This is a genomic window from Pseudomonas sp. ES1 (assembly GCF_050586605.1).
GTDB classification, from domain to species: Bacteria; Pseudomonadota; Gammaproteobacteria; order Pseudomonadales; family Pseudomonadaceae; genus Aquipseudomonas; species Aquipseudomonas sichuanensis.
In genome coordinates this window covers 162602-180591 of the sequence record NZ_JBOBDM010000002.1, presented here as the reverse complement: position 1 = coordinate 180591, position 17990 = coordinate 162602, and the positions used below count along the sequence as shown (strand labels likewise).

Genomic DNA, 17990 nt, shown 5'->3' with positions numbered 1-17990 from the left:
GGGGGGAAACCCCCTCCCACAGGGTTATTGGTGGACCTTGTGGGAGCGGGTTTACCCGCGAAGAGGCCCGAGCAGCCTCCCAATCATTCTGTTGTAGCCCCATGCCCCCAATACCCAACTTCGTCCTGCGCGTGATCGAACTGCTCAAGCGCTACCCCGGTATCATCGCGCTCTACGGTTTCCTGTCGGGTATCGGCAGTTTCATCCTGGTCGACCGCCAGGCCGGCCTGGCCAGCTGGATCGCCATCGTCATGCTGATCAGCTGGGTCTGGCTGATGCTGGAGAACACCCTCACCGAGCTGTTCGCGCGTACCTTCAAGCGCGAGATCCCACAGCCGCTGCTGCGCTTCGCAACGCAGATGATCCACCAGGAAAGCCTGTTCTTCGTCCTGCCGTTCTTCTTCATCACCACCACCTGGAACAGCGGCCAGCTGGTCTTCACCGGCCTGCTCGGCGCCGCGGGGCTGATTTCCATCGTCGACCCGCTGTACCACAAGTGGCTGGCCCCCAGGCGCTGGCTGTTCCTGGCACTGCACACCCTGACCCTGTTCGCCGCGCTGCTCACGGCACTGCCGATCATCCTGCACCTGACCACCGCGCAGAGCTTCAAGCTGGCGCTGGTCGCCGCCATGGTGCTGTCGTTCCCAAGCCTGGCCAGCAGCTTCCCGATCAACAATTGGCGCCGTGGCGTGGGCCTGGTGCTGGTGACCCTGGCGGTGGGCGGCGGCGGCTGGCTGATGCGTTCCTGGGTGCCGCCAGCGACCCTGTGGATGACCGACGTGGCGATCAGCACCGAAGTGCTCAACCGCCAGCCGGGCGCGTCGCTGGAGGAAGTGCCCGCCAGCCGCATCCGCAATGGCGGCCTGTACGCCTACACCGCAATCAATGCCCCGCGCGGCCTCAACGAGCGCATTTACCACGTGTGGCAGCTGGACGGCAAAGAGGTGGACCGCATCGCCCTGGACATTCACGGCGGGCGCAAGGAAGGCTACCGGGCCTGGACCCACAAGCAGAACTTCCCGCCCAACCCGGTGGGCAAGTGGCAGGTGCGGGTGCTGACCGAAGATGGCCAGGTAATCGGGGTGCTCAGGTTCAAAGTGCTGGATGACGCAGCGAAAAGTTGATCGACTCAGGCCCTATCGCTGGCAAGCCAGCTCCCACAATGAACACACCAGGACCTTGTGGAGCTGGCTTGCCAGCGATAAGGCCGCAACGCGGCCCCACTGCGCTATGATCTGACTCGCCACCCGCCAGTCAGATGCATGGAGCCTATGACCGCCCCGAGCGCCATCCTGGACAACAACCAGCAGCCCACCCGCCTGCGTATCGTCGGCGACTGGACCCTGGCCCACTACGCCAGCCTCAAGCGCGACTGCGAGCAGCTGCGCAGCCAGTACGGCGCCGACACCCAGGTCGACCTCAGCCAGCTGGGCCGCCTGGACACCGCCGGCGCCTCACTGCTGGCCGAACTGCTCGGCTCCGAACGCCTGGCGCACTGTACCGACCAACTCCCCGACGCCAGCCGCGCCCTGCTCAAGAACGTCTACTGCTCGGTGCAGGACTACTGCATCCCGGTCAAACAACCCGAGCGCCCGGTGCTGCTCCTGCTGCTGGCGCGCATCGGCTGCGCCGTCGACACCCTGTGGCAAGACACCAAACAAGTGCTGGGCTTTATCGGCCTGATCCTCGAAACCCTGCTGCGCCGCCTGCTGCAGCCTCACCGCTGGCGCGTCACCCCGGTGGTCGCCCACCTCGAACAGACCGGCCTGGACGCCGCCCCCATCGTTGCCCTGCTGACCTTCCTGGTCGGCGCCGTGGTGGCCTTCCTCGGTGCCACGGTGCTGGCCAACTTCGGCGCGACGATCTTCACCGTCGACCTGGTGGCGTTCTCTTTCCTGCGGGAATTCGCCGTGCTGCTGACCGCCATCCTCATGGCCGGGCGGACCGCCAGCGCATTCACCGCGCAGATCGGCTCGATGAAAGCCAACGAAGAGATCGACGCCATCCGCACCCTGGGCCTGAACCCCATCGAGCTGCTGGTGGTGCCGCGGGTGCTGGCGCTGCTGATCGCGCTGCCGTTGCTGACCTTCGTCGCGATGATCTGCGGCATCGTCGGTGGCGCGGTGGTCTGCGCACTGTCGCTGGGCATCTCGCCGGCCATGTTCCTTTCGCTGCTGCAAAGCGACATCGGCGTGCAGCACTTCCTGGTGGGCCTGGCCAAGGCACCGTTCTTCGCCTTCCTGATCGCCACCATCGGCTGCCTGGAAGGCTTCAAGGTCAGCGGCAGCGCCGAATCGGTGGGCGCCCACACGACCTCGGCGGTGGTGCAGTCGATCTTCGTGGTTATCGTGCTGGATGCGGTGGCCGCGCTGTTCTTCATGGAGATGGGCTGGTGAACGGCCGGGAAGCAGTGATCGAAGCCCGGGGCCTCTGCAACCGCTTCGGCAGCCAGAGCGTGCACGAAAACCTCGACCTGGACCTGTACCGCGGTGAAATCCTCGCCGTAGTGGGGGGCTCGGGCAGCGGCAAGTCGGTGCTGTTGCGCAGCATCATCGGTTTGCGCCGGCCCAACGAGGGCATCGTCAAGGTGTTCGGCCAGAACCTGGCCACCCTCGACGAAGGCCAACGCTCGCAGGTGGAGCGGCGCTTTGGTGTGCTGTTCCAGAAGGGCGCGCTGTTCTCGTCGCTGACCGTCACCGAAAACGTCGCGCTGCCGCTGATCGAGCACGCCGGGCTGTCGCGCGCCGACGCCGAGCACCTGGCCGGGGTCAAGCTGGCCCTGGCCGGGCTGCCGATCAGCGCTGCCGACAAGTACCCGGCCTCGCTGTCCGGCGGCATGATCAAGCGCGCGGCCCTGGCCCGCGCCCTGGCGCTGGACCCGGACATCCTGTTCCTCGACGAGCCCACTGCCGGCCTCGACCCGATCGGCGCCGCCGCCTTCGACCAACTGATCCTCACCTTGCGCGACGCCCTGGGGCTGTCGGTGTTCCTGATCACCCACGACCTGGACACCCTCTACACCATCACCGACCGGGTGGCGGTGCTGTCGCAGAAGAAGGTGCTGGTGGCCGGCCCCCTCAGTGAAGTCGAACAGACCGACGACACCTGGATTCACGAATACTTTCACGGCCCGCGCGGCCGGGCGGCCGAAGACGCCGCCCTGCGCGCCCGCCAGGAGCCTTGAACGATGGAAACCCGAGCGCATCATGTCCTGATCGGCCTGGTCACCGTGCTGGTGGTGGCTGGCGCCATGCTGTTTGGTCTGTGGCTGACCAAGTCCAGCGTCGACGACGCCTTCAAGGACTATCAAGTCGTGTTCAACGAGGCTGTCTCCGGCCTGTCCCGCGGCAGCCCGGTGCAGTACAACGGCATCAAGGTCGGGGACGTCAGCACCTTGCGCCTGGACCCGAAAGATCCGCGCCGGGTACTGGCGCGCATTCGCCTGTCCGCCGATACGCCGGTGAAGGAAGACACCAAGGCCAAGCTGACCCTGGCCGGGGTCACCGGCAACTCGTTCATCCAACTTACCGGCGGCACGCCAGAGAGCCCAGCGCTCAAGGGCCAGGACGGCAAACTGCCAGTGATCGTCGCCTCGCCATCGCCGATTTCGCAACTGCTCAACGACAGCAGCGACCTGGTGACCAACATCAACCTGCTGCTGCACAACGCCAACCAGATGTTCTCGGAAAACAACATCGAGCACCTGAGCAACACCCTGGCCAACCTCGACCAGACTACCGGCGCCTTCGCCAGCCAGAAAGACGGCATCGGTGCGGCCATCGCCCAGCTGGGCGAAGTCGGCAAGCAGGCCAACGCCACCCTGGCCGAAACCCAGGCGCTGATGCGCAACGCCAACGGCCTGCTCGGCACCCAGGGCAAGCAGGCCATTGGCAGCGCCGAGCAGGCCATGCAGTCGCTGGCCCAAAGCAGCGCGACCATCAACAGCCTGCTACAGGACAACCGCCAGTCCCTCGACGACGGTGCCCAAGGCCTGAACCAGATCGCCCCGGCCATCCGCGAACTGCGCGACACCCTCAATGCGCTCAAGGGCATCTCCCGGCGCCTGGAGGCCGACCCCAGCGGCTATCTGCTCGGTCGCGACAACAACAAGGAGTTCCAGCCATGAGCCTGTCGCCACGTCTGCTCGCCCTGGCCGCCACGCTGAGCTTGGCTTCGGCCTGCTCGATCCTGCCGCAGACCGAACCTGTGGATATCTACCGCCTGCCCGTGCAGCAGGCGGCCGGCAACGCCACACCGGCAAACTGGTCGCTGCGCCTGAACAAACCCCTGGCCAGCGAAGCCCTGGCCGGGCCGCGCATCGCGGTGATCCCCCAGGGTGACGTGATCAGCAGCTACAAGGGCGCGCGCTGGAGCGACCCGGTGCCGATGCTGGTGCGCAACCGCCTGCTCGATGGTTTCCAGCGCGACGGCCGGGTGCAGCGCCTGAGCGCCGACGACGCCAACCTGCAGGCCGACTACGAGCTGGGCGGCGAGCTGCAGGCGTTCCAGAGTGAATACCGGGCCAAGGACCAGGTGGAGGTGGTGATCCGCTACGACGCGCGGCTGGTGCAGGGGCGCAGCCAGCGCATCCTCGCCAGCAAGCGCTTCGAGGTGCGCCAGCCACTCGCCAGCACGCAGGTGCCGTCAGCGGTCGCCGGCTTCGGCGCGGCCAGCGACCAGCTGGCGCGCCAGGTGATCGACTGGACCGTGAGCCAGGCCGCCCAGGCTCAGGCGAAGAACCAGTAGCAGACGAAGATCGCCGCGACCACGCCGGACAGCTCGGCCAGCAGGGCGCAACCCACGGCATGGCGCACCCGCTGGATGCCCACCGCGCCGAAGTACACCGCCAGCACGTAGAAGGTGGTTTCGGTGCTGCCCTGGATGGTCGCCGCCACCAGCGCCGGGAAGCTGTCGACGCCGTGGGTCTGCATGGTCTCGATCAGCATGGCCCGCGCCGCGCTGCCCGAGAACGGCTTGACCAGCGCGGTGGGCAGGCCCTCGACGAAGCGGCTGTCCAGGCCCATCCAGCTCACCGCATGGCGAATACCGTCCAGGGCCAACTCCAGGGCGCCGGAAGCGCGCAGCACGCCCACCGCCACCAGCATGGCCACCAGGTACGGCAGCAGGCTCTTGGCCACGTCGAAACCTTCCTTGGCACCTTCGACGAACACCTCGTACACCTTCACCCGCTTCAAGGCGCCGATCAGCAAAAACAGGATGATCACGCCGAACAGCGTCAGGTTGCCGAGGATCGACGACAGGCTGGCCAGCGCGGCCGCCGAAAGGGTGCCGAGAAACGCCATGAAACCACCCAGCAGCAGCGCACCGGGAATCATGTAGGCCAGCACCACCGGGTCCCACAGGCGCAGGCGCTGCATCACCGCCACCGACAGCAGGCCAACCAGGGTCGAGCAGCTGGTGGCCAGCAGGATCGGCAGGAACACCAGGGTCGGGTCGGTCGCGCCCTGCTGGGCGCGGTACATGAAGATGGTCACCGGCAGCAGGGTCAGCGACGAGGCGTTGAGCACCAGGAACAGGATCTGCGCGTTGCTCGCCGTGGTGCTGCTGGGGTTGAGCTCCTGCAGCGCGCGCATGGCCTTGAGGCCGATGGGGGTGGCGGCGTTGTCCAGGCCCAGGCCATTGGCGGCGAAGTTCATGGTGATCAGGCCCAGGGCAGGGTGGCCGGGCGGCACTTCCGGCATCAGCCGGGCGAACAGCGGGCCGAGTACCTTGGCCAGCCATTCGACGATGCCGGCCTGCTCGGCGATCTTGAGAAAGCCCAGCCACAGCGTCAGGGTGCCGAACAGCAGGACCATGACCTCGACCGACAGCTTGGCCATGGCGAAGATGCTCTCGACCATCGCGGCGAAGATGCCGGCGTTGCCGCCGACCAGCCATTGGGCCAGGGCGGAAATGGCCGCCACCAGGAAAAAGCCGAGCCAGAGGCCGTTGAGCATCTGTGATCCCCCGTGAAAAATGCCCGAATGATAGCGCAAACCCTGCGCCCTCTGTTGCGGCGCTTCGCCGGCAAGCCGGCTCCCACAGGGCTTTGCGATCCCTTGTGGGAGCCGGCTTGCCGGCGATGAGGCCGCAGCAGGCAACCTATCTGCCAGCCAGAAGCCAGAAAACAAAAAGCCCCGACAAGTCGGGGCTTTTGGGTTCAGCGCGAAGGCTTACTGGTTGACGGTCTTGCCGGCCACCACTGCCTCGGTCTTGCCTTTGTCCAGCACCAGCGACTTGTAGTACGCCTCGCCTTTTTCGGCGTCGTACATACCCTGCCATTTGGCGATGACCACGGCGGCCAGGGCGTTACCCACCACGTTCAGCGCGGTACGGGCCATGTCCATGATGCGGTCGACACCGGCGATGAAGGCCAGGCCTTCCAGCGGGATACCAACGCTGCCCAGGGTGGCCAGCAGCACCACGAAGGACACGCCCGGTACGCCGGCGATACCTTTGGAAGTGACCATCAGGGTCAGCACCAGCAGCAGCTGCTGGCTCCAGGACAGGTCGATGCCGTACAGCTGGGCGATGAAGATCGCCGCGATGCTCTGGTACAGGGTCGAGCCGTCGAGGTTGAACGAGTAGCCGGTCGGCACCACGAACGAGCAGATCGACTTCGGCGCGCCGTACTTTTCCATCTTCTCGATCACGCGCGGCAGCACGGTCTCGGAGCTGGAAGTGGAGTAGGCGAGGATCAGCTCGTCTTTCATGATGCGCATGATCTTGATGATCGAGAAGCCGAACACGCGCGCCACCAGGCCAAGCACCATGAAGGCGAAGAAGGCGATGGCGAAGTACACCAGCAGCACCAGCTTGGCCAGCGGCAGCAAGGAGGCGAAGCCGAAGTTGGCGACAGTGGCGGCGATCAGGGCGAACACGCCGATCGGGGCGTAGTTCATGATCATGTGGGTGACCTTGAACATGGTCTCCGACACGCCCTGGAAGGTGCGCACCAGCGGCTCGCGCAGCTCGGCGTTGAGGCTCGACAAACCCATGCCGAACATGACCGAGAAGAAGATGATCGGCAGCATTTCGCCACGCATCAGCGCTGCGAAGATGTTCGACGGGATCAGGTTGAGCAGGGTCTCGATGAACGCATGCTCATGCTGCACCTCGGCCGCGGTGGCCTGGTACTTGGAGATGTCGACGGTGCCCAGGGTGCTCATGTCGATGCCGGCGCCCGGGTGGAACACGTTGGCCAGCACCAGGCCGACGACGATGGCGATGGTGGTCACCACCTCGAAGTAGAGGATGGTCTTGAGGCCAATGCTGCCCAGTTTCTTCGCGTCGCCAACTCCGGCGATACCCACGATCAGCGACGAAATCACGATCGGGACAACGATCATCTTGATCAGGCGAATGAAGATGTCGCCGGCCGGCTGGAGGACGTTGCTGATCCACCATGCCTTTTCTGCACTGAAATGATTCAGTAGCGCGCCGACTGCAACGCCCAGCAACAGACCGATGACGATCTGCCAGGCGAGGCTCAGTTTTGCCTTCTTCATGTCATTACCCTTTGTTGTAGTGGTCAAGGACGCCAACCGCAAAGCCGCGTACCAGAGCCGTTTAAAGCGTGATGGCAACACGACCTTGGCGTGCGGTGGCCCCATGAAAGGACACCGCGAGCACATCTTTCGAGTGCTTGGGCCAGGGAAAAAGGCGGCAACTATTGCGACGGGAAGGGGGGCAGTCTAATGCCGGAAACGAGTACCCCATGCCGAATCGGCATGAGACCAGAACATGAAATCGAGCATCGCCAAGCCCTTGATTTTCAACGTTCGGATTTCCGAACAAGACCAAAGCGCCATAATTCGGCAGATTTGACGGCGTGCGTACGGGGGTTTGAATGGCGTGTTCGACAATCCGAATGGCTAAAATGCCACTGAACCTGAGCTGTCAGTCAGGCTAAAAAATTTCGATGTACGGTCAAGACAAAATGTGTCTTTGGAGAAAAGACGTACATATAAGGAATGAGTCCTACATAAAGGCACCTCGGAAGCCAGATCGGTCTCTGATCTCTGTAGGCCATGACCGATCTGAAACTTCCGATGCCACCTTCGCCTGACCTGGCCCTTGCGGAGGTACTCCCTGTACCCCTAGGCCACTCCGATCCTGCATCAATCAGAACAGCCCGGCCCCCTGGTCATGCGCTGCCCCTCCTCGGGGCGGCGCATCATAGAAGCCAGAAAGATAGAAAGGTTCAGCTTCTATTTCGTGACAGTGCGTACCCGCAGGCCTCAAATGGCTCAGTACCAGTTCGGGTCGCGCTTGAGCTGCTCCTGCAGCAAGGCTTTCATGCCGTCGTCAGGCTTGCCCAGCCAGCGATAGTCCGCATGGCGGGTGGGCGACTTGTCCGAGGGCAGGCCTTCGGGTACTTCCACGAGCATCCCGTAGGCATTGTCCTTGTCCCAGCTGAACGCCACGATCAGGCGCTTGTAGGTGCAGGTGCTGTCGGCCTCGCACAATGGGCCGACCAGATACTGCTCGCCGTCCTCGGTGACCGCCGACATCTGCAGCGGGGCGCTGCCGGTGAGGTTGATCACCCATTCGGGCAAACGTTCCTCGCCCTTGATCGTGTGCTGCCAGGTTTCCTGGTATTCGGGGTCCGAGCCTAACAACTGGTTGGCCCGCACCTGGCCGTCATTGGCCGCCAGCGCCAGGCTGCTGGCGCCCGCAAGCAGGGCGCCAGCCAAGGCGTGGCAAAGCATCCGCCTCATGGTTCAACCCCTGCCTCGTCCGAAGAAGAAAGAAGCCACGAACAGCACCAGGAAGACGATGAACAGGATCTTCGCGATGCCGGTCGCCGCGCCAGCGATACCACCGAAGCCCAGGACCGCGGCGACAATGGCGATGATCAGGAAGGTGATAGCCCAGCTCAGCATGATGTTTCTCCTTACGTGTGCAAAATCGTTGGTGGTCTAGAACACCCAGCGTTGCTCGGGTTGGACGTTCTCGACCCGTGCAGGGGTGGTGTCACCCACCGGCAACGGCGCCACCGCCGCCACCTGGGTGCTCACACGGCTCGCCTTGAGCTGCGTCAGCACCAGGGTCTGCGCCGCCACCTGATCGGCCAGGCGGGCGGTCTGCCAGCTGTAGTAGAACTGGCCGGCTGCCAGGGTGATCAGCAAGGCCGCGCCGAGGAACAGCAACTGGCGCAGGGGCAGTACGGCGTACTGCGTGCGGTTGGTGGGTAGGTGATTCATGCCGGCTCCTCCTGCTGTACTTGTTCTTGAAACCTGAACAGGTAATTGCAGCTCGCGTGCCAGTCTTTTTCAGTTAAGAAAATTCAATAAAATCATATAGTTATGAAATTATGCGAAATCGAGAGGTGCGTATCCTGCACGATGACCGGCAAACGCGTCGGGCGATTTGCACGATTCACCCTCGCACCTGGACCGCCTTTTGGGGTGGGCGACATCCACCAGCGCTCCGCACAGCCGCCATGATGGCCACTTCCTAACTTCAAACTCCAAAGTTATCAGTCACTTAGCCACTATCAAGGCAACCGGCTAGCATGCAGGGCGTCGGATCAATCAGAATCGACCATGCAACTTGCCCGATTTTTCCGACACTAATTGAGATCTATCCCAAAGGAGCGCAGGAAAATGGAATCAGCCCAGGACAACCAAGGCCGCATTCTGCTGGTGGACGATGAGTCCGCCATCCTGCGTACCTTCCGTTACTGCCTCGAGGACGAGGGCTATAGCGTGGCCACCGCCAACAGTGCCGCCCAGGCCGAGGCCCTGCTGCAGCGCCAGGTGTTCGACCTGTGCTTCCTCGATTTGCGCCTGGGCGAGGACAACGGCCTCGATGTACTGGCGCAGATGCGCGTCCAGGCCCCCTGGATGCGCGTGGTGATCGTCACTGCCCATTCGGCGATCGATACCGCCGTGGACGCGATCCAGGCCGGCGCCGCCGACTACCTGGTCAAACCCTGCAGCCCTGACCAGCTGCGCCTGGCTACCGCCAAGCAACTGGAAGTGCGCCAGCTGTCGGCGCGCCTGGAGGCGCTGGAAGGCGAGCTGCGCAAACCCAAGGACGGCCTAGACTCCCACACCCCGGCCATGATGGCCGTGCTGGAAACCGCCCGGCAGGTGGCGACCACCGACGCCAACATCCTCATCCTCGGCGAGTCGGGCACCGGCAAGGGCGAACTGGCCCGCGCCATCCATGGCTGGAGCAAGCGCGCGCGCAAGGCCTGCGTGACCATCAACTGCCCATCGCTGAATGCCGAACTGATGGAGAGCGAGCTGTTCGGCCACACCCGGGGCGCCTTCACCGGCGCCAGCGAAAGCACCCTGGGGCGGGTCAGCCAAGCTGATGGCGGCACCTTGTTCCTTGACGAGATCGGCGATTTTCCCCTCACATTGCAGCCAAAACTGCTGCGCTTCATCCAGGACAAGGAGTACGAGCGGGTCGGCGACCCGGTCACCCGCCGTGCCGATGTGCGCATCCTGGCGGCGACCAACCTCAACCTGGACGAGATGGTCCGCGAGAACCGGTTCCGTGAAGACCTGCTCTATCGCCTGAACGTGATCACCTTGCACCTGCCGCCGCTGCGTGAGCGCAGCGAGGACATCCTGACCCTGGCCGAGCGGTTCCTTGCTCGCTTCGTCAAAGAATATTCACGCCCAGCCCGTGGTTTCAGCGACGAAGCCCGCACGGCACTGCTCAATTATCGCTGGCCAGGCAACATCCGTGAGTTGCGCAACGTGGTCGAGCGGGCCAGCATCATCTGCCCGCAGGAGCGCGTGGAAATCAGCCACCTGGGCATGGGCGAGCAGCCCACCGGCAACGCGCCAAGGGTCGGCGCCGCACTGAGCCTGGACGAACTGGAGCGCGCCCATATCGCGGCAGTGCTGGCGGCCAGCGACACCCTCGACCAGGCTGCCAAGACCCTGGGCATCGACGCCTCCACGCTGTACCGCAAGCGCAAGCAGTTCAACCTGTGAAAACGCCAATGAAGCTGCGCACGCGGCTGTTCCTGAGCATTTCGGCGCTGGTCACGGTGGCCCTGCTGGGGCTGCTGCTGGGGCTGGTCAGCGTGCTGCAGATGGCGGCCATGCAACAGCGTTCGGTGCAGGACACCTCCCAGACCCTGGAACTGGGGCTGAAGCTACGGCAGAACCTGGGCGAGCAGCTGACCCTGATGCTCGACGAAGACACCACCGCGCAGAGCCTGGCCAGCTTGCAGAACGAGTTCCAGGCACTGCTCAGCCAAGGGCTGGAGCAAGGCGGCGAACGGACCGGTTTCAGCAAGGCCGCCAGCCATTACCAAGCCTTCCTCCAGGCCTACCGGGAAAGCCCGGCCCCCGCGCGCAGCCTGGGTACCGAGCAACCCCTGGGGGCGGCCTTCAGCCAGTTGCGTAACGATCTGCTCGACTCACACGAACAGGCGTTGCAGCACATCACCCGCAGTGAGGAAATCTCCCGCGACCGTGCCCTGCTGATCAGCGGCCTGCTCGGCCTGATGGGCCTGGCCGTGCTGGTGCTGGGCTTCATCACCGCACACAACATCGCCCGCCGCTTCGGCCAGCCCATCGAGGCGCTGGCCGAAGCGGCCGACCAGTTGGGGCAGGGCAACTTCGACGTGACCCTGCCCGTCACCCAGGCCACCGAATTGAACCAGCTGACCCGACGCTTCGGGCTGATGGCCGATGCCCTGCGCAAGCATCAGGCGACCAACGTCGACGAACTGCTCGCGGGCCAGCAACGCCTGCAAGCGGTGCTCGACAGCATCGACGACGGCCTGCTGATCATCGACCGCCAGGGCCGCCTGGAACACTTCAACCCGGTGGCCCAGCGCCAGTTGGGCTGGGGCCACGACCGCCTGGGCGCGAGCCTGGCCGAAGCGCTGCAACGCCCGGAGCTGGAGCAGCAACTGCGCCAGGTGCTGCGCGGCGGCAGCCTGGATCGCCCGCCCGACGACCTGAGCCTGGAGGTAGACGAAGAAAGCCGCCTGCTGACCTACAGCCTGACCCCGGTCAGCCACCCACAAGGGCCGATCCTCGGCGCGGTGATGGTGCTGCACGATGTCACCGAACAGCGCGCCTTCGAGCGGGTACGCAGCGAATTCGTGTTGCGCGCCTCCCACGAACTGCGCACCCCGGTCACCGGCATGCACATGGCCTTCGGCCTGCTGCGCGAGCGGGTCAGCTTCCCGCCCGAAGCCCGTGAGCATGACCTGCTTGAAACCATCGGCGAGGAGATGCAGCGCCTCACCCAACTGATCAACGACCTGCTCAACTTTTCCCGCTACCAGAGCGGCCTGCAAAAGCTGGAACTGGCGCCCTGCGCACTCGACGACCTGTTCGAACGGGCCCAGGCCCGCTTTGCCGAGCAGGCTGCGGCAAAACAGATCGAGCTGATTCGCGAACTGGAACCGCCACTGCCGCGGATCCAGGCCGATATCGCCCAGCTCGACCGGGTGCTGGACAACCTGCTGCACAACGCCATCCGCCATACCGCCAGCGGTGGGCATATCCGCCTGCATGCTCGGCGGCACGCGGAGCGGGTGATTGTCAGCGTCGAGGACAACGGCGAAGGCATCGCCTATGGCCAGCAGGGGCGGATCTTCGAGCCGTTCGTGCAGGTCGGGCGCAAGAAGGGCGGGGCCGGCCTGGGCTTGGCGCTGTGCAAGGAGATCGTGCAGTTGCATGGCGGGCGCATGGGGGTGTTTTCACGGCCGGGGCAGGGGACACAGTTCTACATGGCGTTGCCGGTGTGAGTGCACCGCCAGCCTGGACGCTCGGGCTTGGCTCACCGCCTTCATCGCCGGCAAGCCGGCTCCCACAAGGATCACCGCAGCCCCTGTGGGAGCCGGCTTGCCGGCGATGAGGGCCCCAAGGGCAGCAAAACGCTCAAGGCTCATCATTGATCCGCCGCCCCGCCACCCGCCGCCCGCGGGTGATCAACTCGGCGAACTGCCGGGCGTTGAGCGGGTGGGCGAACAGCCAGCCCTGGCCGTAGTTGACCCCTTCGCTGCTGAGGAACTGCGCCTGGTCCTCGCACTCGATACCTTCGGCGATCACCCGCAGGTGCAGGTCGTGGGCCATGCGGATGATGTGCGGGGCCACGCCACTGCTGGCGGCGTCATGACCAAGGGCGTCGATGAACGCCTTGTCGATTTTCAGGCAGTCCACCGGCAGGGTCTGCAAATAGGCCAGGCTGCAATAGCCGGTACCGAAATCATCGATCAGCACCTGATGCCCTTCCGTGCGCAAAGCCTGGAGGTTGTCCCGGGCCACCACGACGTCGATCAACCCGCGCTCGGTCACCTCGAACGCGATCTGGCTGGCGGCCACCCGATGCTGCGCCAGCAGCCGCGCGGCAACCCTGCCGATGCGCGGCTCCATGACATCACAGGCCGCCAGGTTCACCGAGATGTACAGGTGACGGTTGGCGCGCAGCAGCTGGCCGAGCTGTTCAAGCACCCGCTGCAGGACAAAATCGGTGATCTGGCGGATCTGCCCGGTATTTTCCGCCAGCGGAATGAACAGCTCCGGGCTGGTCAGGCTGCCGTCCGGGCGGCGCCAGCGTATCAGCGCCTCGGCCCCCACACAGCGGCGGCTGTCCAGTTCGATGATCGGCTGGTACAGCACCTGCAGCTCGCCCCGGCGCAAGGCTTGTTGCAGCTCGGAGCTCATCGAACGGCGCTGCTGGATCAGTTGCAGCACCAGCCAGCCGATGCAGCAGGCCAGCACCAGGCTGCCCGGGAACAGCAGCCAGAGCAGCCCGTTGAGTTTGAGCGGCAGGCTGGCCCGCGGGGCGATCAGCACCAACTGGTAGTCGGGCGACTTGGTGGCCATGCGGTAGACCAGCCGATCATGCAGTTCCAGTAGCGACTTGTGCGACGGTGGTGGCCAGTCCGCAGTGGGCGGCCAGGCCTGCGGCGGGCCGAGCACCGGGATCGCGCGGTTGCCGCGGTCAAGCACCACCAGCAGGCTGCCGCCTGGCGGCAAGTCGACCACATCGCTCAGATGCCCGCGCGAAGTCGACACCAGGAAATTGCCACGGCCCAGCATCAGGGCAGCCAGGTTTTCATTGGGTTCGGTGGTGGTGTTGAGCCAATAGCTGTAGGTCGGCCCTTCAATGTCCGGCGCACGCAAGGGCTCGATGACCCGCTCGCCGCCGCGGTTGGAGCAGGCCGACTGGCCATCGGCATAGGCCGCCTCGTAGATGAACCGCGACTTCAGCGCCACCTGCTGCAGCAGGGCCTGCATGGGCGGGCCGCAGCCGCGCAGGGATTGCGACTGCAATTGGTCGACCCCTTCACGCAACTGGCCGAACACCTGCTCCAGCCGTTCGAGAAAGCGCTCGCCACGGGCATTCATCTGGGCGCTTTCACTGTCCTTCATCTGCTGCAGGGTCACACCGACACTGGCGGCCAACAGCAGCGCAGCGCTGCCCAAGGCCGCGAGCACCGCGAGCAGCCAGGGGTGGTGAAAAAATTGACGCACTGAGGCGTTAGGGGCAGGCATGCGCGGCATCCAGTTGAATACCAAAGGTATAGCAACTGAATGAGTAGCCAGCTTTGCCGTTCGGAAGACGGCGCCGCGAAGCAGCCCCCACGAGGTTCAACGTTTGCGGTTGAGCACCTGGAGCATGGCGGCAGTCTGCGCATCCGGCAGGCCGTCGAAACGCTGCGGGCGGAAGCGCATCTGGAACGCCGCTATGACGTGGCGCGTGGCCACATCGAGCTCGCCGGTCTGGTCGATGGCATAGCCGAAACGCGCCAGTTGCTGCTGGTACCAGGCGACGGTCGGCGGGTTGGCCTCGAAGTAGGCCTGTTGGCGTGCCACCGACGCGGCGTCCGGCCAGATGCTTAGCCCGGCATCGGCCAGGCGCTTCCAGGGGAACAGCGGCCCGGGGTCGAGCTTGCGCAGGGGGGCGATGTCGCTGTGACCGATGATATGGCGTGGGTCGATGTTGTTGCGCTTGACGATGTCCTTGAGCAAGGCGATCAGCGCCTGCACCTGGGCTTCGCTGTAAGGGTGCCAGACCCGGCCAGCCGGCGTGTCGGTGTAGCCCGGGTTGACGATCTCGATGCCGATGGAGCTGGAGTTGAGCCAGGTGCGGCCCTGCCACTGGCTGTCGCCGGCATGCCAGGCGCGACGGTTTTCGTCGACCAACTGGTAGACAGTGGCCGGGCCATCGCCGATCAGGTAGTGGCTGCTGACCTCGCCGTGGGTCAACAACGCCAGCGAGCGCTCCAGCGAAGCGTTGGTGTAATGCACGACGACGAACTGGATGCGGCTGTCCTGGTTGACCGAGGGGTGGCTGCGGTCGATGCGCAGGCCGCTGGAACAACCGGCCAGGGCCAGCAGGAGCAGGGCGGTGAAGAGCTTTTTCATTGCAGGGGGCACGTCATTGAGTAGGCGACAACAGCGCTACAGTATAACGTGCTGCCGCCCTGGCGTTAGTGATCCTTTCAGCGAGTGCACATGACCAGGAACTCCAGCGAGTTGTCCCCGCTCGGGCCGTTCTTGTCCACGAGTTGGGTCATGACCGTCACCTGTTCCGCCAGCGGCTTGCCGATGACCTTGGCCTGACCATGCATCAGGCGGTCATGGCTGCTGGCATCGATTGGCTGCACCGAACAGTAGCCCGGGTCCTGATGGACGATACGCGGATTGAACTTAAGCTTGTATTGCGTGAAATAGTCGGCTTGCGGCTGGCGCTCGACCTTGCTGATCCACTCCGGCCATTGCCGCAGGACACTGCCATCGGCAGCCACATGCGCGGTCAGCACCACATCCTTGGCCATGGCGTTTGCCTGGAACATCAGGCTCAGCAGCACTGGCATGATCCACTGGGTCATCTTCATTTATTCACTCCGGGTTTGATCGATCTGTTGGCGATGCGCTGAAAACCAGCGCTCGCCCGCAGTGTCGATGACCCCGCAGCGTCGCAAGCGGTATCTATTTATGCCTGTTCGACGCGATTGCGCCCTTTGTCCTTGGCCCGATACAAGGCTTCGTCCGCGCGCTTGAGCACCTGGTCGCCACGTTCGCCGGGGCGGAAGGCGCTGAGGCCGATGGACGTGGTGATCACCACCCGCTCGCCCTTGAAGTGGAACGGGCAGGCTTCGATCGCCGCACGCAGTGCTTCGGCAACCTGCACCGCAGCGGGCGGTGAGGTTTGCGGCAACAGCAAAACGAATTCCTCACCGCCGAAGCGGGCGATGAAGTCGCGACCACGCAGGCGTTTGCGCAGCTGGTCGGCGACGATCTTGAGCACTTTGTCGCCCGCCAGGTGGCCATAGCCATCATTGATGCGCTTGAAGTGATCGAGGTCGAGGATGGCCATCGCCAGGTGGCCGCCGTTTTCATGCCAGTCGAGCACTTCCTGTTCAACCCGCTCGGACCAGGCCGCGCGATTGGGCAGGCCGGTCAGCGGGTCGATCATCGCTTTCTGCCGCTGCTCTTCGAGGTGCTCACGGTAACCGAGGGCCTCCTGCTCCATGCTCGCCACACGCTCGGCCAAGCCGTGCAGGCGGCTGGCCAGTTCCTGCTCGCGGCGGTCACGCTCGTGCTGGTGGTCGTCCATGGTCAGCAGCAACCCTTCCAGGCGGCCTTCCAGGATGTGCTTGAGGCTGTCGACATCGGCAGCACCCTGCACGCTGCTCTGCAGACCGTCGACCTGCTCACGCAGCTGGCTGTCCAGCTCGCGAGCGGCGGAGCTGTTGTCGGCATGGCCGGTACTGGCTTCGTGCAGATGGCTCTGGAAGCTTTCCAGGCGTTCGTTGAGCTGCTGCAGGTAGGCTTCGAACTCGTGTTGGCCGCTGTCGGTAATGGCCAGCATCAGGACCGCCAGGTCATCCAGCACCGGGATCAGTTCATACCAGTTGAGGCCGCGCGCCACGCGCTCGCGCATCTCCAGGGCCTGGGCCTTGTGGCGCTCGGGCAGGCTGAGGTCGTCGAGCAGGCCGATCAAGGTCTGCTCGATATGGGCGGCCACCTGGCTGTAGGGCGGCTCGACGGCGTCGGGCAGGGCATACGGGCCGTCTTCGCCGGCCAGCTCTTCGAGTGTCTGTACAGGTGATGGCCGGGTGACTTCAGGCACAACCTCGGCAGGTAATGGCGCAGGCTCGGCCGCCTGCTGCTCGATGATCTGCGTCTCGGGTTCAGGCTCAGGCTCGGCTTGAGGCTCAGGCTCGGCTTGCGGCTGGGGCGCCGCGAAAGTTTCTTCGACGGCTTCGACCAGTACCGGGCCCGACGCCTCGATTACTGGCTGCTGCGGTGGCGCGGGTATGCTGGCCGCAAGCGGGTGGAGCTCGTCGGCATCCTGCGGTTGCGTATCCGGCTCGGCAACCAGGCTCGCGCTTTCCTCAGGCTGAGCAGGTTGTGGCGCAGGCTGCAGCTCACCCTGTGCTTCATCGCGCCCACCGAACAGGCGCTGCAGCAAACCCGGGCGGGCCTCGTCGTCCGGCTTTTGCACCGCACTCAAGGCTCGCCCTTGCAGACCGCTGAGCTCACCCAGCAGGGGCGGCAGTTCGCGGGACTGGCTAACGCCGCCGTCGAGCTTTTTCGCCAGTTTCTTCAGGGGCCGCGACACTTCACCCGGGAGCGGCAAGGCCTGCAGCTGGTTGACCAGTGCTGTCAACGCGTCGCTGACCTGGTTCATGCGGGTTTCCCGACGCTGCTCGGAATCGAGCACGGCCTTTTCCAGGCGTGGGATCAACCCGGCGAGCCCGGCGTCCATATTGTCGCTGCGGATGACTTCGCGCATTTCCTTCATGCACTGGTCGACGATCTTGTCGCTACCTTCCGCTGCCAGGGTGCTGCGCACCAGGCCACGACGCAACAGGTCGAGCCGAGCGTCCCAACGCCGCTCAAGCTTTTCCTGCTGTTCGATGCTTTTAAGGTATTTTTCTTTCCAGCGCTCGGCTTCTTCGCTCATGCCTGAATCCGCAAAGGGTGATGGCATCTAGCCCTGTGATGACTGGATTTCGGCACAAGTCCCCAACACTTGAACGCGCCGATCAC

16 protein-coding genes are annotated in these 17990 nt (G+C 64.5%); 7 read left to right on the top strand and 9 right to left on the bottom strand.

All coding sequences use genetic code 11. The features are described from left to right. The first annotated feature begins 101 nt into the window (after positions 1-101). The 5 genes from ACQ4N9_RS02055 to ACQ4N9_RS02035 all read left to right on the top strand — a co-directional run bounded on the left by ACQ4N9_RS02055 (position 102) and on the right by ACQ4N9_RS02035 (position 4746). Positions 102-1124, top strand: coding sequence for a DUF5924 family protein (locus tag ACQ4N9_RS02055; RefSeq protein ID WP_390970009.1), 1023 nt, complete (start codon positions 102-104; stop codon positions 1122-1124). A 138-nt stretch (positions 1125-1262) separates the two neighbouring features. Beyond that, complete coding sequence (locus ACQ4N9_RS02050; protein WP_347150436.1) at positions 1263-2396, top strand: ABC transporter permease; 1134 nt, start codon at positions 1263-1265, stop codon at positions 2394-2396. Beyond that, positions 2393-3184 carry an ABC transporter ATP-binding protein gene (locus ACQ4N9_RS02045; protein WP_125857030.1) on the top strand — a complete coding sequence of 264 codons (792 nt, stop codon included), beginning with the start codon at positions 2393-2395 and terminating at the stop codon, positions 3182-3184. Before ACQ4N9_RS02050 ends, ACQ4N9_RS02045 begins: the two co-directional genes overlap by 4 nt. A gap of 3 nt (positions 3185-3187) precedes the next feature. Next, a complete protein-coding gene (locus ACQ4N9_RS02040) occupies positions 3188-4126 on the top strand; it encodes an MlaD family protein (RefSeq protein WP_390970012.1) in 939 nt (312 codons plus the stop codon). Then, complete coding sequence (locus ACQ4N9_RS02035; protein ID WP_390970014.1) at positions 4123-4746, top strand: ABC-type transport auxiliary lipoprotein family protein; 624 nt, start codon at positions 4123-4125, stop codon at positions 4744-4746. The genes ACQ4N9_RS02040 and ACQ4N9_RS02035 overlap by 4 nt, the downstream gene beginning before the upstream one ends. On the opposite strand, the gene ACQ4N9_RS02030 is transcribed toward ACQ4N9_RS02035, so the two are convergent. From ACQ4N9_RS02030 to ACQ4N9_RS02010, 5 genes are all read right to left on the bottom strand, one after another. Further along, positions 4728-5957 (bottom strand): nucleoside recognition domain-containing protein, encoded by a 1230-nt coding sequence (locus tag ACQ4N9_RS02030; protein ID WP_390970016.1) that lies wholly within the window; start codon positions 5955-5957, stop codon positions 4728-4730. The two genes, ACQ4N9_RS02035 and ACQ4N9_RS02030, sit on opposite strands and share 19 nt — an antisense overlap. A 216-nt stretch (positions 5958-6173) precedes the next feature. Next, entirely contained in the window at positions 6174-7508 is a 1335-nt protein-coding gene (gene gltP, locus ACQ4N9_RS02025) for a glutamate/aspartate:proton symporter GltP (protein ID WP_110995031.1), read from the bottom strand. Positions 7509-8249: 741 nt separating this feature from the next. Next, positions 8250-8720 (bottom strand): inhibitor of vertebrate lysozyme family protein, encoded by a 471-nt coding sequence (locus ACQ4N9_RS02020; protein ID WP_125462090.1) that lies wholly within the window; start codon positions 8718-8720, stop codon positions 8250-8252. Between the two features lie 3 nt (positions 8721-8723). Continuing rightward, a complete protein-coding gene (locus ACQ4N9_RS02015) occupies positions 8724-8885 on the bottom strand; it encodes a DUF1328 domain-containing protein (RefSeq protein WP_003252966.1) in 162 nt (53 codons plus the stop codon). A gap of 36 nt (positions 8886-8921) precedes the next feature. Continuing rightward, positions 8922-9206 (bottom strand): hypothetical protein, encoded by a 285-nt coding sequence (locus tag ACQ4N9_RS02010; RefSeq protein ID WP_390970019.1) that lies wholly within the window; start codon positions 9204-9206, stop codon positions 8922-8924. Positions 9207-9608: 402 nt separating this feature from the next. Between ACQ4N9_RS02010 and algB the strand changes: the two genes are divergently transcribed. Continuing rightward, entirely contained in the window at positions 9609-10955 is a 1347-nt protein-coding gene (gene algB / locus ACQ4N9_RS02005) for a sigma-54-dependent response regulator transcription factor AlgB (RefSeq protein WP_390970021.1), read from the top strand. An 8-nt stretch (positions 10956-10963) separates the two neighbouring features. Next, positions 10964-12730: a KinB sensor domain-containing domain gene (locus ACQ4N9_RS02000; RefSeq protein WP_390970023.1), complete on the top strand. Its 1767-nt coding sequence runs from the start codon at positions 10964-10966 to the stop codon at positions 12728-12730. 133 nt (positions 12731-12863) lie between these two features. Here ACQ4N9_RS02000 and ACQ4N9_RS01995 read toward each other — a convergent pair whose 3' ends face one another. The 4 genes from ACQ4N9_RS01995 to ACQ4N9_RS01980 all read right to left on the bottom strand — a co-directional run bounded on the left by ACQ4N9_RS01995 (position 12864) and on the right by ACQ4N9_RS01980 (position 17904). Continuing rightward, complete coding sequence (locus ACQ4N9_RS01995) at positions 12864-14483, bottom strand: EAL domain-containing protein (protein ID WP_258643916.1); 1620 nt, start codon at positions 14481-14483, stop codon at positions 12864-12866. Positions 14484-14579: 96 nt separating this feature from the next. Continuing rightward, positions 14580-15356 (bottom strand): N-acetylmuramoyl-L-alanine amidase, encoded by a 777-nt coding sequence (locus ACQ4N9_RS01990; RefSeq protein ID WP_390970025.1) that lies wholly within the window; start codon positions 15354-15356, stop codon positions 14580-14582. Between the two features lie 77 nt (positions 15357-15433). Further along, positions 15434-15829: a hypothetical protein gene (locus tag ACQ4N9_RS01985; RefSeq protein WP_390970027.1), complete on the bottom strand. Its 396-nt coding sequence runs from the start codon at positions 15827-15829 to the stop codon at positions 15434-15436. Positions 15830-15927: 98 nt separating this feature from the next. Next, complete coding sequence (locus ACQ4N9_RS01980; protein WP_390970029.1) at positions 15928-17904, bottom strand: GGDEF domain-containing protein; 1977 nt, start codon at positions 17902-17904, stop codon at positions 15928-15930. Positions 17905-17990: the final 86 nt, after the last annotated feature.